The sequence below is a fragment of the Enhygromyxa salina genome (assembly GCF_002994635.1).
Classification (GTDB): Bacteria; Myxococcota_A; Polyangia; order Nannocystales; family Nannocystaceae; genus Plesiocystis; species Plesiocystis salina_B.
Window position 1 is genome coordinate 19530 of record NZ_PVNL01000062.1, and the last position, 15920, is coordinate 35449.

Sequence of the window (15920 nt, forward strand, 5' to 3'; positions counted from 1 at the left end):
AGCTCGGGCCAAGCTCCTCGCCCGCTTGCAGGCGCCACTCGTCGTCTGGTTCAGCTTGGGCAGCGACCTGTCTGCGGTCAGAACGTGTAGCCAGGCAGGCCTGCGCTGCCACACTCGCCGGTCATCAGCGCGGCCATCAGCAGCTTGCGACCCTCGCTCTGCGCGGTGATGTCGGCGTTGGTGGACATCAAACGGTAGCCGTCGATCGCTTCACCGAGGAAGATGTCGTTGGGCTCGAGCTGGAACAACAGCTTGTCGCCGAACTGCTTTTTGACCTGGCCCCAGTTCTCGCTCTTGACGTGGATCTCACCGTCGAACACGTAGTTGTTCCACACGGTGAACAGCACCTCGCTGCCGTTGGCGGCGACGACCTCGCGCATGTTGCTGTGCAGGAAGGGGCTGTCGATGGTGCAGGTCTTTTCCCCGCTGGTGTCGTAGATCGCGTTGCCTTCGACATACATGAGGACGTTGCCGAGCTGCGCTGGCCCCTCGTAGACCACGCCGGCCTCGACGATCTCCCAGATGACCGTGCCGTCGTCGCTGCCACCGTCGGCCATTGTCATCTGTGTGTTGACATCGAACGAGCCGCGGAAGTCGTCGCCCAGGTCCGCATCCGAGCTGTCACACGCGGGGGCCAGGGCGAGCAGGGAGATGGAGACAAGAGCGGTAATTGCGGGGCGCATGGGAGTGGTCCTTTGGATCAAGAGCTGATCATAAGATAATGTAAAGCACGCCCCATGACCAGGGTCTGAGCCGAACTTATTTCAACGAATTTTGCGCATTAGGGGCGGTTTAGACCCCGAATTCTGCATTTTGCGTCAAAATTACACAGTGAACGGAATCGCACGAAAGTGATCTAAAGATCACGATTGATCGGTCCAAAACTAATCGTTAGCAATACCATTTATAATGGTTCGCCGGTACACGGTTGATCTTCAGATCAGTCGGGCGACTGCGCGCTGCTCCGACCCGATCACCACCCCCGCACGGTACAATCCGAGCTGGGCATCTCGATGAACCAGCAGCCCAATTCAGCGCGGCGAGGGGGAGCCGAGACGGTCGCTGACATGGACAGCGATCCTGGCGACGCCAAGCAGCTGTCCGTCGTCGGCCGCTACGTGATCCTGGAGTCGATCGGGATGGGAGGCATGGGCATGGTCTGTGCCGCCTACGACCCCAAGCTGAATCGTAAGATCGCGCTCAAGCTGCTGCGCAACACGGCGACCGACGAGGCCAGCACCGCCGGGCGCAATCGGTTGTTTCGCGAAGCGCAGGCGCTGGCCAAGCTGAGCCACCCCAACGTCGTCACGGTCCACGACGTCGACGTGTTCGAGGGGCAGGTCTACATCGCGATGGAGTTTGTCGAGGGCGCGACGCTGCGCGAGTGGCTGCGCGACCGGCCGCGGACGTGGCAGGACATCCTCGCCAAGTTCGTGCTCGCGGGTCGCGGGATCGCGGCCGCGCACCAGGCCGACATCATCCATCGCGACTTCAAGCCCTCGAACGTGCTGATCAGCGTCGAGGGCGACGTGCGCGTGGCCGACTTTGGCGTCGCCAAGGAGCGCGATCGCCAGGTCAACGCCGAGCGCGATCGCCAGGAGTTCGAGCGACGCCGACACACGGCCAGCACGGCCAGCGCGGCCGACCCGACGTCGACCGCCGAGCACGCGCTGATCGACGAGATCCAGTCCAACATCAGCGTGGACCTGACCGTCGCGGGCCGGATGGTCGGCACCCCCGCGTACATGGCCCCCGAGCAGCACATGGGTCTGCGGGTCGGGCCGTTCACGGATCAGTACTCGTTCTGCGTGAGCTTCTACGAGGCGCTGTATGGGCGCCTGCCGTTCGAGGGGACCGATCGCCGCGATCAGCTGGCCAAGATGGCGGGGGGCAAGCCGGCGCAGCCACCCAAAGAGGCGAGCGCCCACAACGTCCCAACCTGGCTGTACAAGGTGCTCGCGCGCGGTCTCAGTGCCCACCCCTCGGAGCGCTGGCCGTCGATGGAGGCGCTGCTCACCGCGCTCGAGCGCGACCCGGCCAAGCGACTGCGCCGGTTCGCGGCGCTGGGCGTCGGGGTCGTGGGGCTGGTGACGGGAGCGCTTGGGTTGGTCTTCGGGTTTGGCAACAATTCGGAGCCGACGCCCAGCCACTGTCCAGCGTTGAGCGCGGAGATCGATCAGCACTGGAACGCGGAGCGGCGCGCCGACGTCGAGGCCGCGTTCTTGGCCTCGAGCAAGCCGTTCGCCGATGACGCGGCTCGCCGGGCGATCTCGACGCTCGACGGATGGAGCCTGGTCTGGGGCCAGAGTCGGGTCGCGATCTGCGAGGCGACGTGGGTGGGGGAGCAGTCCGACGAGCTGCTCGACGTCCGCATGTACTGTCTCGAGCAGCGGGCCCGCGAGCTCGACGCGATGGTGGATCTGTTTGTCGAGGCTGACGATCAGATCGTCGAGCGGGCGGTCTCGGCCGTGCACGCGCTCCCGGATCCGCGGGCCTGCGCGACGGTCCGCGAGACCGACGAGATCGACGATCGCGAGCTCGACGCGGTCACCCGCGAGGAGATCAGCGCGATGGAGGTCGACCTCAACCGGGCGTTCGCGCTGGCCTCGGCCGAGAAGTACGAGGAGAGCCTGCCGCTGCAAGAGCGGGTCGTGGCCAGGGCCCGCGCCGTCCCGCACCTGCGCACGCTCTCGCGGGCGCTGTACGACCAGTCGCAGTCGCAATTCGAGACCGGTAAATTCGAGCCCGGCGAGGCGAGCTTGCGCGAGGCGATCGAGCTCGCCGCGCAGCTCGGTGACGTCGAGCAAGAGGCGCGGGCGTGGACGCGGTTGATCTTCTATCTTGGGTCGCAGCAGCATCGCTTCGCCGAAGGCCGCGCGTGGACGCTCGCGGCCTCGTCAGCGCTGGTCCGCACGGGTGGCTCGCCCAAGCTCGAGATCCCCTACGAGGGGGCCGTCGCGGCGCTCGAGCTCGCCGAGGGCCACTTCGAGCCAGCGATCGTCCACTACGGACGGGCCCTGGCCCTGGCCCGTCAGGAGTACGGCGAGATCCACCCGATCACGATCCGCATGATGATGAACTACGGTTCCAGCGTCGCCCGGGTCGACGACACCGAGCACGAGGCTGAAGCCGAAGAGGTCCTGCTCGAGGCCGTCAGCCGATCCAAGGACGCCTACGGCCCCAATCACCCGCACCTCGCGACGGTCTTCTACAACCTCGGCAACGTCTACTGGGTCACCAAGCAGTACGACAAGGCCAAGGCGGCGTTTCGGGCGTCGCTGAGCATTCGGGAGCAGGTCGGGGGGCCCGACGCACCGAACCTCGCGAACCCGCTCCACGCCCTCGCTCGGATCGCCCGCAACGCCTCGCTGCTCGAGCAGGCCCTCGCCGACTTCGAGCGGGTCTTGGTGATCCACACCAAGACCAAGGGCGAGAATTCGCGGGAGGTCGCGGCCGCGTACACGGACATCGGCGTGACCCAGCAAGAGCTGGGGCGCTTCGACGACGCGCGCGCCAGCTTCGACCGCGCGGGGGCCGTGTACACGAAGATCTATCCCGACGGGCATCGCCACATCGGTGGGCTCGAGAAGCGTCGCTGCAACCTGTTCGTCGAGTCCCGCGAGTGGGCCGACGCCGTGGCGGCCTGCGAGCGGGCGCTGGCGATCGCGGCCCACTTCGACGCCGAGCCAGAGATCGAGCGCGAGGTCTACAAGCTGCTCGTCGCGGCGGAGACCGGGCGGGGGCGCAAACCGGCAGCCAAGCGCGCGCAGGGGCGGGTCGACGAGATCACGGCCAAGTTGACGGAGGACGCGGCGAACGACGCGGCCAACTCTGAGGCCAAGACTGAAGCCAAGACTGACGCCAGCGCGGAGCCCAAGTAGGTCGCTAGCCGATGATCATGTCTTCGCGGCGGAGCTGCCGACCGTCGCGGAACCGGCACGGATCCCAGCGCTCCAGCATCGGGTGCGACTCGCCCGTGGCGAGCCAGCGCGCGACCATGCGACCGACCGCGGGCGCCATCATGAACCCGTGACCCGTGAATCCGCACACCTGGATCAGCTGCGGGTGGTCGGGGCTCGGGCCGACCATCGCGTCGCCGTCGGGCGAGATGTCGTAGGGGCCGGACCACTGGCGCAGGGGTTTGAGGTGCCGGGCGATCGGCATCACGCGGATCAGCGCGCGCGAGACGTTGGACAAGAACCGCAGGGTCGAGCCGAGCTCGACCTCGTGGCTGGCGACCAGCCCCGGCGGATCGGGCAGCGTGATCCCGGTGACGATCTCGCCGCGGGTGCTCTGCGAGAAATACAGGCCGGTCTCGAGATCGACGACGAGCGGATCCAAGAACGGCTTGAGCGGCTCACTCGAGAGGATCTCGTGGCGGTGGGGGTGGTTGGGGAGCTCGATCCCCAGCCCGCGGTTGATCCCCACGCTCCAGGCCCCGGTCGCGTTGATGACCCGGGCCGCGCGCAGGCGCTCACCGGTCGAGAGCGTGACCCGGTAGCCGCCGTCGGCGTCGGGCTCGAGCGCGTCGACGCTGGTGTGGGTGCGGATCGCGACGCCGTGGGCGATCGCTCGCGCCGCGTAGCCCCACACGAACGGCCACGGAAACACGACCCCGTCTTCGGGGTTGTAGGCGGCCACGCGGACCTCGGACACGTCGAGCTGGGGGACCAGCTCGAGGGCCTCGCGCGCGGCGAGCAGGCGCGTGGGCACGCCGACTTGCTCGTGGACGGCGACGTTGCGGTGCAGGCGTCGCTCCCCCGACTCGGTCCGCGCGAGGAACAAATATCCGCCCTGGCGAAACCACAGGTTGATGCCGAGCTCCTGGGCGAGGTGACGGCACAGCTCGATGCTCTCGCGCATCAGCGCGACGTTGCCCGCGTCGCCCCACTGCATGCGCAGGCCGCCGCCGTTGCGCCCCGAGGCGCCCGAGACCAGGTAGCTGCGCTCGACCACGGCGACCCGCCCGAGCGCGCCCGGGTGGTTGCGGGCCAGGTTGTAGGCGATCGACAGGCCCATCACGCCGCCGCCGATGATCAGCAGATCGAGCTCGTCGGGGAGCTTCGCGTCGCGACTGCCGAGGCTCGCCGTGCTCATGTAGATGGCGGCTCCTGGGCGTCGGCGAGCGGATCGGCGTCGCCCAGCGGATCAGCGTGCAAGCGCGAGGGCAGCGGATCGACGTAGGGATCGGGCGCGGCTGCGAGCGCGCCAAAGCTGACCGGCTCGGCTGGCGGCCGGGCCGTGAATGGACGCAGCGCGGCGGGGGTGGCCAGGCCACGGCGGACGAGCTCGCGGGCCAGCGCCGCCATGCACTCCTTGCCCTGGCACGGCCCGGTGCCGAAGCCCGTGTAGCGCTTGACCTCTTCGATCGTGGTCAGCCCGGCCGCGAACGCGTGCTCGAGCTCGCTCACCGTCACGTCTTCGCAGCGGCACACGAAGGTTCGCTCGCTCATGGTGGATCCTCCGCGAAGCGATCGCCGACGACCGGGCGCTCGCGCAGCGTCGGCGGCTGGGGTGGGGACGCGGGGGCGAAGTGGGTGGCGTCGCGCAGCTCGTGGGGCGCAGCCGCGAGCACGTCCACCAGCGCCCGGGCCACGCGCGCGCCGTCGCGTGCGGCGGCAGCTTGACCGGACGCCGGATCGACCCCCACGCACACGTCGCCCGCGGCCCACAAGCTGGTCCCGCCGAGCTCACCGCAGCGTCCATGCGGGGCAGGGGCAGGGGCGCGCTCGATCGCAAATCCGCCGCCATCAAAGCGCAGCGCGACCCCGATCTGGGCGGCCAGCTCATGCGCGGGCGCGGGTGGCTCGGCGATCGCCAGCAGCGCGCAGCTGCGTCGCCCGCCGCCGTGACAGATCAGCGCCTCGATGCGCTCGCCCCCGATCGCGCGCTCGATCTGCGTGGGCGAGACGAGCTCGACCTTGGCCGCGTGGGGGGCCCGCAGCTGGTCGAGTGCGTCGCGCTGCGCGGTCGCCCATGGACCCTCGCCGACGACCAGACACGGACCCGCGATCCGGGCATCCGCCCGCCGCAGGGCCCGGATCAGCCCGCGCGCGGACACGATGCCCGGCAGGTCGTTGTTGGGGAACGGCAGCATGGGGTCGCGGCTGCCCACGCAGAACATCAGGTGGTGGGGACGAAACGCGTGGAGCCGCTCGACGGTGGCGTGGTGCTCGCTCGCGGCGACCAGCGCGAGGTCGCGCTCGCGCCCAGGGAACACCTGGTGCGGCCCGGGATAGATCCCAAACACGCCCGTGTTGGCGAGCAGCTTGGCGGGCGGGTGTGGGGGCGGTTCCGGGCTGGTGGCGTCCACGTTCGCGGCGAGCTGGGCCCGATCGAGCCGATCGACGATCAGGTGATCGATCCCCGCGGCCTCGAACTCGGCCGCGGCCGCCCGCCCAGCGGGCCCCGCCCCGATGATCAACACGGGCAGCTCGTGGGCCAGGTACTCGTAGCTGCAGGTGTCGACCCCCTCGGGCAGCTCGCCGAACCCGGTGAGGTTGCGGGCGAACTCCTGCATGACCTGATTGACGATCCGCGGCCGGACCATCAGGTGATGATGATCGATCCCGCCGGGGAACAGCGAGTCGACGAGCTGAGTCGGATCGAGCTGCTTGGGCCGGTAGCTGTTCTGCGAGCTGACCCGCATGCCCTCGCGGACCGGGGTCATGCACGCGCGCACGTTGGGTCGGCCGTCGACCCGCACCAGGCAGGTCCCACAGTCGCCGCTGAGACAGTAGGGCCCCCGCGGTCGCCGGTACTTGGGCGAGCGGCTGGTCATCAACACGCCCGCGGCGATCATCGCGGTCGCCAGGGTGTCGCTGGCGCGAGCCTCGATCAACGCCTCGTCGAAGCGCAGGTGTACGGCCGCGCCGCCGGGCCGCTCGGGCGTCGCGGGCGTGGCAGGCACGAGCAGCGGTCGCTGACGGCTCACGGCCTGCTAGTTAGCATCTTTCAGGCACGCGCGCCGAAGATCGCGGTCCCGACCCGGACCAGGGTCGCGCCCTCTTCGATCGCGACCTCGAAGTCGGCGCTCATGCCCATCGACAGCTCGCGCAGGTCGACGCCGGGGCGCTCGGGACCCTCGCGCAGGCGGTCACGAAGCTCGCGCAGCTCCCGAAAGAACCGCCGGGTGTGCTCGGGCTCGGCCGCTGGGGGGATGATCATCAGGCCCACGCAGCGGACCTGCTCGGTCGCCGCGCAGGCGTCGAGCAGCGTCGGCACTAGCGAGGGCGGGACCCCGGCCTTTTGCGCCTCGTCGGCGAGGTTGACCTCGATCAGAATTTTTTGAACGGCGCCAGCGCTGGTGGCCCGACGGTCGATCGCCTGGATCAGCTCGACCCGATCGACCGTGTGGATCAGCGCGACCTTGCCGACGATGTACTTGAGCTTGTTGGACTGGATCGCGCCGATGTAGTGCCAGCGAGCGTCGCGGTCGGCCGGCCAAGCTCCCAGCTTGTCGCGCAGCTCTTGCGCGTAGTTCTCGCCAAAGTCGCGCAGCCCGGCCGCGTAGGCGGCCTCGAGCTTGGCGAGCGGCTGGCGCTTGCTGACGCCGATCAGGCGGACGTCGGCCGTGCCCACTCGCGGCTCGCGGCGGGCGATCGCTGCATCGACGCGCTCGCGGATCGAGTCGAGGTTGGCGGCGACTGAGACGGACTCGATGTCAGGCATGAAGCACCTCGAGCTGGGCCACGACCTGCGCGAGCGGCAGGCCGACGACGTTCGTGTAGCTGCCCTCGATCGACTCGACCAGGGCGGCGGCGCGCCCTTGGATCGCGTAGCCACCGGCCTTGTCGCGCCAGCGCGCGAGCTCGAGGTACGGACCGATCCAGCTGGCAAACTGCTGGTCCGAGAGCGCCCGCATGTGGACGACGGTGGTCTCGCTCAGCTGCGCGAGCCGCTGCGGCGAAGCCCCGGGCCGCGCGGGTGGCCGCATGAACGCGCACGCGGTCGTGACCCGGTGGGGCCGACCCTGCGTCAGCGCGCGCAGCATCGCGGTCGCGTGGGCGCCGTCGCGGGGCTTGGCGAACGGCTCACCGTCGGCGTCGAGCCACACGGTCGTGTCGGCGGTCAGGATCACGGGTGTCGGGTCGGTGTCGATGACCGCGTCGAGCGAGCAGGCGGCCACGGCCTTGGCCGCGGCGACGCGCTCGACGTACGCGAGCGGGGTCTCGCCGGGTAGCCAGGTCTCCTCGCAGTCGACCGGGCAGACCGTGAATTCGAAGCCTGCGCGGCGCAGCAGCTCGGCGCGCCGCGGCGAGGCTGACGCCAGAACCAAGGGCGAGACCGGTGGCGAGGCCGGCGGCGAGTGAGAAGCCATCGCCGCGCATGCTCGCGCGGGTGCGGGGGCCATGCAAACCGGTACACTGCGGCATGCCCGTTCGGCGTCTGCTGTCCAGTTCGATCCGCCCGCTCGAGACCCGCCCGCCGTGGCGTCCCGGCGGCTGCTCGCCGTGTGCCGCGCTCGGCCTGGCGCTCGCCGCAGTGGTGCTGACGCTGCCGCTGCTGGAGTCGGAGCCACGCGACGCAGCGTCGGCAGCCAGCGAGGCGGCCGCCCAGGTCGAGGACCCTCTGCGTGGCCTGTGGACCCGCTACGAGTCCCGCGGCGAGGGCGAGCCGCTGCGGTTTTGGTACTTCCACGGCGACGGCAAGGGCCTGTACCGCTACGGCAAGGTCGGCCTCGCCAACACCCACAGCTTCGACTACAGCGTGGAACCGTCGGGCCGGGACGTGGACGTGTCGGTGCAGTTTCGCAAGCGCGGTGTCGCTCACGCGCTCACGGCCGTGCTCGAGCAGGACGAGCACGGGGTCACCTTGATGACCCTGCGCGGTGATCCCTACGAGCCGGGCGCCCGCTATCGCAAGGTCGAGTCCAATCTCGACGTCGCTAACCGTGAGCCGGCCGCGCCGACCGAGCAGACCAGCGGCATCGGCGATCGGCTGTGGATCGACTACCGCAACCACGCGACGGGCGGCGCGGAGTTTCACATGTACCAGCTCGCCGCGACCGCGATCGATGGCCGCGGGGTCGGGTGGTTTCATCGCGGTGACTTCGACGACTGGTCGACCGAGTCGCTGACCTACCGGCTCGACGGCGACCGCATCGAGCTGTTCTTCGACGTGCGCGAGGAGCCGAACACCACGCCGTTCCACGTGGTGGACGGCGACCACGGCCGGACACTGGTGCTCGATCGGGACCCGCGGGACTTCTGGGCGACCCACCGCTACCGCGACGGCGGTCGCTCGTTCGGCGGCCCCGCGTTCGCGCTGGTGGCGGGCTCGTCGACCTGGCCGCGCCCGCTCAGCGCTCCATGAGCCGGGCCAGCGTGGGCCGGACCAGGGCGTCGAGGCTGGTGCCCTTGGCCTTGTCGCCGAGCTCTTCGAGGACCTGCGCCAGCGCCTTCTCGACCGGCTTGGCCTTCCACCCGAGCGACAACAGCACGTCGCGGGCGGCGGTGGCCAGCTCGTCGCTGGCGTCCGCGCTGGCCGGCGCAGCCGAGGCTGGGGCGGCGTCGCCCGAGCTGCGCATGAACTCGAGCAGGGTCAGGGCCTTGTCGCCGAGCGTCAGCACGATCTGCTCGGCGGTCTTCTTTCCGATCCCCGGGATCTTGACCAGCTTGGCGCTCTCACCCGCGGCGATGCACTCGACGAGCTCGAGGACCGGGAGCCCCCCGAGCACGGCGACGGCGTTGCGCGGCCCGACCTTGGGCACCGACGTCAGCATCCGAAACAGCTGCTTCTCGCGCTCGTCGGCGAACCCAAACAGCTGGATCGCGTCCTCGCGGACGTTGGTGTGGATCCACAGCTCGACCACCTGGCCCTCGATCGGGACCCCGGCCAGGGTCTGCAGCGAGACCTGAAGCTCCCACCCGACGCCCTGGGCCTCGACGATGATCACTCCGCTCGCCGGGTTGCGGCGCACGACCTTACCTTTGATCCAGCCGATCATCTGCTGCTGCGCGTGCTCGCGCGGTCAGGCTCCCAGCCGATCATCGCCGTCCCTGCCTGCGCTTGCGGGCCAGCTGGCGGCGCAGCTGCGCGCGGGGATCGGTGTCGAGGTTGGGGAGCCGGCTGGCCTGGACGTGACAGATCGCGATGGCGAGGGCATCGGCGGCGTCGGACTCGGGCATGCTGCCCAGCCGACACAGCAGCCGCACCCGGGCCTGGATCTCGGCCTTGGTGGCCCGGCCGTTTCCGACCACCGCCCGCTTGATCCGCGCGGGCGCGTACTCGCTGACCGGGAGCCCATGCTCGAGCGCGACGAGCTTGAGCGCGCCGCGGGCCTCGGCGAGCTTGAGCGCGCTGGCGGCGTTGAGCCCGTGAAAGGCCCGCTCGATCGCCAGCGCGGACGGGCGAAACTCGGTGATCACCTCGCGCAGCCCAGTGCCGAGCTCGAGCAGCCGCGTGCCCAGATCGTCGCTGGCCCGGACCCGGAGCACGCCGCACTCGACATACTCGAACCGGCCCGGCGCGAGCACGTCGATGATCGCGTAGCCGACCACCCGGGTGCCTGGATCGACGCCGAGCATCCGGCCCCCGATCATTGGCAAGCTCGCTGGCAGATCGGCGTCGCGCGTCGAGTGGGCGTTGATCGTGCTCATCTCAGAGGCCGTGGGCTTCCATGATCTCATGGGGGAGATCGGCGTTGCAGTAGACCTTCTGGATGTCGTCGTGATCGTCGAGCTTGGCCCACAGCCTGGCCACGGCCTCGGCGGCCTCGCCGTCGAGCGGGAGCGCGCTCTCGGGTTTTGTCACCCACTGAATCTCGGCGCTCTCTGGCTCGAGATCGGCGAGCGCGGCCTCGAGCGCGGCGAAGCCCGTGAACTCGCAGCTGACCACCCAGACCTCGTCTTCGTCCTGGATGTCGTCGGCGCCGGCCTCGAGGCAGGTCTCGATCAGCTGGTTCTCGCTGATCGACTGCTTGGTCACGATGACCACCCCCTTGTGGTCGAACATCCACGTGGCCGAGCCATCGGAGCCCATCTCGCCGCCGTTCTTGCCCAGGATGTGACGCAGCTCGGGGACGGTGCGATTGCGGTTGTCGGTCAGGACCTCGAGCACGAACGCGGTGCCATGTGGGCCGCGGCCCTCATACAGCAGCTCCTCGAAGTTGACGCCCTCGAGCTCACCGAGGCCCTTCTTGATCGCCCGCTCCTGGTTGTCCTTGGGCATGTTCGCAGCCCGAGCGGCAGTGAGGGCGGTTCGCAGGCGTGGGTTGCCGTCGGGGTCGCCACCCCCCTCTTTGGCGGCGACCATGATCTCGCGGGCGATCTTGGTGAAGACCTTTCCGCGAGCCGCGTCGGTGGCCCCCTTCTTTCGCTTGATCGTGGACCATTTGCTGTGCCCCGACATGCACGCTGGCATACCACGATCTCGAGATCTCGCGGGAATTGGGTCGCGGCTGTCTCCATGTGCCTGCTGCCGCGCCGCGGGCTTGGCTCGGCACGCGGCCGCCCGAGCTCGCGGCTCGCGTGGCGTTCACGCGTCTGAATGCCGAAGCTCGGGTCTCGCTTTTCTGGCGAGCACAATTGTCGTAGGAGATCCCATGCGTCGATTTTTGTATGTCCCCGCTGTCGTGCTCCCTGGCCTCGTGTTGCTCACGGGCTGCCCCACCACCGACGGGCCAGCGACGAGCCTCACCTCGTTCGAGTCGACCGAGACGGGCGACGGCGATGGCGATGGCGACGGAGATGGCGACGGCGACGGTGATGGCGACGGTGATGGTGACGGCGATGGTGACGGCGACGGTGACGGCGACGGTGATGGCGATGGCGATGGCGACGGCGACGGCGACGGCGACGGCGACCCCGGCCCCTACTGTGGCGACGCCCACGTCGACCCGGGCGAGGAGTGTGACGTCGGCAACGAGACCATGTTCTGCGACGCGGACTGCACCTACGCGGTCTGCGGCGATGGCTATCACAACATGCTCTCGGAGCAGTGCGACGACGGCAACAACTCGAACGCCGACGGCTGCGTCGGGCCGTGCCTGATCGCCGCGTGCGGTGACAACTTCCTGTACGAGGGCATGGAGGAGTGCGACGACGGCGACATGGACGACGCCGACGACTGCAAGAACGACTGCACCACCGCGTTTTGTGGCGACGGCATCGTCCACGCCCAGGACGAGGACTGCGACGACGGCAACATGGCCGACGACGACGCCTGCACGGCCCAGTGCACGGACTCGTTTTGTGGCGACGGGGTGCTGTGGCAGGGCATGGAGGAGTGCGACGATGGCAACATGGTCGACACCGACGCGTGCCCGACCAGCTGCCAGCCCGCGGTGTGTGGCGACGCGTTCGTGCACATGGGCGTCGAAGAGTGCGACGACGGCAACATGAACCCGGACGACTTTTGCGCCAACGACTGCACGTCGACGGGCATGGGCGTGTTCTACCTCGAGAACTTCACGAACGGGCAAAACAGCCCGGCCCAGTGCGTAGCCTGGACGACCTTCCGGTCCCAGGTCGCGATGAACGGCCCCTACTCGACGGTGGTGATCCGGGGCAGCAACGACCCGATCGGAGTCACCTGCAATGGCGCCGCCGCCAACACGATCTGTCAGGCGCTGGGCAACGCGCAGACCGTCAACAACGTCGCGTGTGACGGCCGGACCTGGAACGTCGGCAACTGCGGGAACGGCCCGGAGGTCAACGCCCAGGGCAACAGCGTGTGCCAGTGCACCAACCCCGCCTACACGGTGCGGCCGTGCATCAACAACAGCAACTGGGGCGGCATCAACACGGCGACCTGCACCGGGCCGACGCAGTCGATGGAAGTGATCTGCGGGTAGGGGTCTAGCGGAGCCGCGCAGCGCCGACCGTGGCCTCAACGCCCGGGCAGCGGGCAATCGATGTCGCAGCAATCCGAGAGGTCGCAGTCGGCCGCGAGCGGCCTGTGCACGCCCGAGTGCGCTTGGCCGCGCGGCGCAAACAATCGATGGTCTCCCGCGAGCTCGTAGCGAGCTGACTCAGCTGACTTGCGTTCCCTTGATCACGAACCGTTGATCAATGAACATTTGATTGTGAGTGATCTTGTTGACGAGTAGGATCGCCAGCGGTGCCGAGACAGCCGCGGCAACGTCACGAACGATAGAAACCATCAACACGGCCTCCACCTTCATCGAGCTCGCGCTTCCCCACGGATACAGCCAAAACAATGCAGTTGCGAGCAGATGAAGCACCCATGAACCCCACCAAACATGCAACCAAAATGAGGATGAGGCAAATGCCGAAACTCACTCGGTAAAGCGGGTTGTTGCATTTCGCCTGTTCATGTTGGCCTGCCGCGACGACATTGCTATCGCCAGGGCCAAGCGCAACGTCATCCGTGGCCGCGAGGCCAAGCACCGTCGGTGGTGGCGAAGCCGGTCGGTCGAAGCCGGACGGGTGAAGCATCGCTTTGGCTTCGCGGCCTCCAAGCCCAGTGACCCACTTTGGGCCGCGTCGAGATTTCCCCGGCCCGCTAGTCGAGCTCCAGCGCCTGCACCCCCACCCCCGCCTCCGCGCTGGCCTCGAGCAGCGCAAGGGTGCGCTCCGCCAGCCCGGTCCAGCGCAGCGCGGCGTCGGCTTGCCGCACCGCTCGCTCGATCGCGCGGAGGTCCCCCACGATCACGCACAGCCGCCGGGCCCGAGTGATCGCGGTGTACAGCAGATTACGACGCAGCATCACGTGGTGCTCGGTCAGCATCGGGATCAGCACGGCCGGAAACTCGCTGCCCTGGCTCTTGTGGATCGAGATCGCGTACGCCAGGCGCAGGGCCCCGAGCTCGTTGCGCCCGTAGGTTGCGAAGTGACCGTCGTAGTTGACGGTCAGCATGCCGGCGTTGGCGACGATCCGGGTGACGACCCCAATGTCGCCGTTGAACACGTTGCGCTCGTAGTCGTTGCGGATCTGCATCACCCGATCACCCAGGCGAAACGTCCGTCCACCCTCACCGCGCGGGCCCGGGGCGTCGAGCCCCTCGCGCTCGCCGGTATAAGCCTGCTGCAGCGCGCGATTGAACGCCTCGGTCCCGGCCTGACCCTTGTGCATGGGGCACAGCACCTGGATCTCGGACACCCGATCAAAGCCGAACGCCGAGGGAATGCGCTCGGCCGCCATCTCGACGATCTTGGCGTGGGTCCGCTCGGCGTCGCTGGCTCGCAAGAAGAAGAATTCGCCCGCGCTGCCGCGGCTGGCCTCGTCGGGGGCGAGCGGCTGCCCGTGCAGGACCCGGTAGGCGTTGCCGACGATCGTCGAGCCCTCTTGCTGACGAAAGATCGTGTCGAGCCGGACCACGGGGATCGGGGACGACGCGCCCGCCTCGGCCGCGCGGATCAGATCGCGCAGCACGTTGCCGGGGCCGACCGAGGGCAGCTGATCCGCGTCGCCGACCAGCAACAACCGGTTGTTCACGGTCAGCGCGGTGATCAGCGCCTCGGCCAGCTCGAGGTCGAGCATCGAGCTCTCGTCGATCACCACCAGCCCGTCGGGCAGCGGGTTGTTGGCGCAGTAGCTGAACTCGCCGGTGTCGGGGCGAACCTCGAGCAGGCGATGCACGGTGCTCGCCGACTCGCCCGTGGTCTGCTCGAGCCGCTTGGCGGCCCGCCCGGTCGGCGCGGCAAGCAGCAACGCCGCGCCCGCGCGCTTGGCCACCTCGATCACGTTGGCGACCACGGTGCTCTTTCCGGTCCCCGGCCCGCCGGTCAAGATCGCGACGCCCGATGAGGCGATCGCCTCGACGGCCCGGCGCTGTCCGGGCGAGAGGTGCTCGGGCAGCTCACCGACCTCCCACGGCTCACGCGGGGTGCAGGCCAGCTCGAGCAAGCTCGCGACGAGGTTGTCCTCGGCCTCGTCGAACCGGCGCAGGAAGTACAGCTCGTCGGGCTCAGACCCGGGCGGGCGCAGGCGTGGGATCAGCTCGCCCTCGTTGATCAGGCGATCGATCCCAGCGTCGAGCAGCGGGGCCGGAAGCCGCAGGATCTTGCGGGCGTCGTCGAGCAGCTGCGCGGGTGGCAGCGCGCAGTGGCCATCGCTCTGGGCCTTCTCGAGGGTGTGCAGCAAGCCGGCGTCGACGCGCTCGTTGCTCTCGAGATCGACGCCGAGCGCCCGGGCGATCTTGTCGGCGGTCTGGAACCCGATGCCACGGACGTCGCGCGCGAGCCGGTAGGGGTGATGCTCGAGCATCGCCATGGCCTGATCGTGGTAGCGCTGGTTCAGCGCGTCGGCGAGGCGGGGGGAGACCTCGAGCTCGAGCAGCCGGTTCTCGAGCTCGACGACGGGCCCCTGGCGCTGCTCGTGATGCTCCGTGATGCTGGCGAGGGTCTTGTCGCCGAGCCCCGTGACCTCGAGCAGCCGGCGTGGCTCCCGGTCGAGCACGTCGAGGGTGTCGGTGCCGAACCGCTTGACGATGCGCTCGGCCATGACCTCCTTGATGCCGGGGTAGGTCCGCAGCCGCGCCGCGATCTGGGCCGCGGTGGTTGGTCGCCGCAGCTTGAGGGCCTCGAACGCGAACTGCCGGCCGTGGGTTGCGTGAACCGCCCAGCGCCCGTGCGCGCTGAAGTCGGCGCCGTCTTCGATCCCGGCGCTACGACCGACCAGGGTCACGAGCGCGACCTCGCCGGCAACCTTGGCACGCAGCACCGTCCACCGGCTCTCGGGCGCGTGGAAGACCGTGCGCTCGATGACGCCCTCGAGGACCTCGAGATCGCCGGCCGCCGGCTTTGTCTCTCGTTCGGGCATGCCCGCGACAGCATCTTCCATGGCCGTGCTCGCGGCAACGTCGAGGACCGTGGACGCAGCTCGTCGGTGCCCAACAATGCACGCGCGCAAGCGGGCGTTGGGTGCGCTGAGCGTCGCTTGGCGGTCGACATGCCGCGCTCGAAAATCCTGCTAAATGACCACCAGGACGTTCACGTGATGCAGCATCATAGAGT

At 68.9% G+C, this 15920-nt stretch carries 14 protein-coding genes; 3 read left to right on the top strand and 11 right to left on the bottom strand.

Annotated elements, in window-relative coordinates:
* Positions 1-77: 77 nt before the first annotated feature.
* Positions 78-683 (bottom strand): hypothetical protein, encoded by a 606-nt coding sequence (locus ENSA7_RS16810; protein WP_146157777.1) that lies wholly within the window; start codon positions 681-683, stop codon positions 78-80.
* A 384-nt stretch (positions 684-1067) separates the two neighbouring features.
* Here ENSA7_RS16810 and ENSA7_RS16815 point away from each other — a divergent pair, with 384 nt between their 5' ends.
* The gene (locus ENSA7_RS16815; RefSeq protein ID WP_181233812.1) at positions 1068-3881 is read left to right on the top strand and encodes a serine/threonine-protein kinase; all 2814 of its coding nucleotides are present in this window, start codon (positions 1068-1070) and stop codon (positions 3879-3881) included.
* Positions 3882-3885: 4 nt separating this feature from the next.
* Here the strand turns inward: ENSA7_RS16815 and ENSA7_RS16820 are convergent, their stop codons facing one another.
* The 5 genes from ENSA7_RS16820 to ENSA7_RS16840 are packed head-to-tail and all read right to left on the bottom strand — an operon-like array spanning position 3886 to position 8320.
* Positions 3886-5097 (bottom strand): NAD(P)/FAD-dependent oxidoreductase, encoded by a 1212-nt coding sequence (locus ENSA7_RS16820; RefSeq protein ID WP_106090313.1) that lies wholly within the window; start codon positions 5095-5097, stop codon positions 3886-3888.
* A complete protein-coding gene (locus ENSA7_RS16825) occupies positions 5094-5453 on the bottom strand; it encodes a (2Fe-2S)-binding protein (RefSeq protein ID WP_106090314.1) in 360 nt (119 codons plus the stop codon). The genes ENSA7_RS16820 and ENSA7_RS16825 overlap by 4 nt, the downstream gene beginning before the upstream one ends.
* Positions 5450-6934 carry a (2Fe-2S)-binding protein gene (locus ENSA7_RS16830; protein WP_106090315.1) on the bottom strand — a complete coding sequence of 495 codons (1485 nt, stop codon included), beginning with the start codon at positions 6932-6934 and terminating at the stop codon, positions 5450-5452. The genes ENSA7_RS16825 and ENSA7_RS16830 overlap by 4 nt, the downstream gene beginning before the upstream one ends.
* 20 nt (positions 6935-6954) lie before the next feature.
* The gene (locus ENSA7_RS16835) at positions 6955-7671 is read right to left on the bottom strand and encodes a YggS family pyridoxal phosphate-dependent enzyme (protein ID WP_106090316.1); all 717 of its coding nucleotides are present in this window, start codon (positions 7669-7671) and stop codon (positions 6955-6957) included.
* Positions 7664-8320: a Maf family protein gene (locus ENSA7_RS16840; RefSeq protein ID WP_106090317.1), complete on the bottom strand. Its 657-nt coding sequence runs from the start codon at positions 8318-8320 to the stop codon at positions 7664-7666. The genes ENSA7_RS16835 and ENSA7_RS16840 overlap by 8 nt, the downstream gene beginning before the upstream one ends.
* A gap of 53 nt (positions 8321-8373) precedes the next feature.
* Between ENSA7_RS16840 and ENSA7_RS16845 the strand changes: the two genes are divergently transcribed.
* Entirely contained in the window at positions 8374-9315 is a 942-nt protein-coding gene (locus ENSA7_RS16845; protein ID WP_146157778.1) for a hypothetical protein, read from the top strand.
* Here the strand turns inward: ENSA7_RS16845 and ruvA are convergent.
* From ruvA to ENSA7_RS16860, 3 genes are read right to left on the bottom strand one after another with little or no spacing between them, the layout of a single operon-like run.
* A complete protein-coding gene (ruvA, locus tag ENSA7_RS16850) occupies positions 9302-9949 on the bottom strand; it encodes a Holliday junction branch migration protein RuvA (protein WP_106090319.1) in 648 nt (215 codons plus the stop codon). The two genes, ENSA7_RS16845 and ruvA, sit on opposite strands and share 14 nt — an antisense overlap.
* 40 nt (positions 9950-9989) lie before the next feature.
* Entirely contained in the window at positions 9990-10601 is a 612-nt protein-coding gene (gene ruvC / locus ENSA7_RS16855; RefSeq protein ID WP_219907980.1) for a crossover junction endodeoxyribonuclease RuvC, read from the bottom strand.
* Position 10602: 1 nt separating this feature from the next.
* Entirely contained in the window at positions 10603-11352 is a 750-nt protein-coding gene (locus ENSA7_RS16860; protein ID WP_106090320.1) for a YebC/PmpR family DNA-binding transcriptional regulator, read from the bottom strand.
* Between the two features lie 193 nt (positions 11353-11545).
* Between ENSA7_RS16860 and ENSA7_RS16865 the strand changes: the two genes are divergently transcribed.
* Positions 11546-12796: a DUF4215 domain-containing protein gene (locus tag ENSA7_RS16865; protein ID WP_146157779.1), complete on the top strand. Its 1251-nt coding sequence runs from the start codon at positions 11546-11548 to the stop codon at positions 12794-12796.
* 177 nt (positions 12797-12973) lie between these two features.
* Here ENSA7_RS16865 and ENSA7_RS16870 read toward each other — a convergent pair whose 3' ends face one another.
* On the bottom strand, positions 12974-13186 hold the full coding sequence (locus tag ENSA7_RS16870; RefSeq protein ID WP_146157780.1) for a hypothetical protein: 213 nt from the start codon (positions 13184-13186) through the stop codon (positions 12974-12976).
* A 281-nt stretch (positions 13187-13467) separates the two neighbouring features.
* Positions 13468-15726, bottom strand: a complete 2259-nt coding sequence (gene recD2 / locus ENSA7_RS16875; protein ID WP_181233813.1) for an SF1B family DNA helicase RecD2 — start codon at positions 15724-15726, stop codon at positions 13468-13470.
* Between the last annotated feature and the right edge of the window lie 194 nt (positions 15727-15920).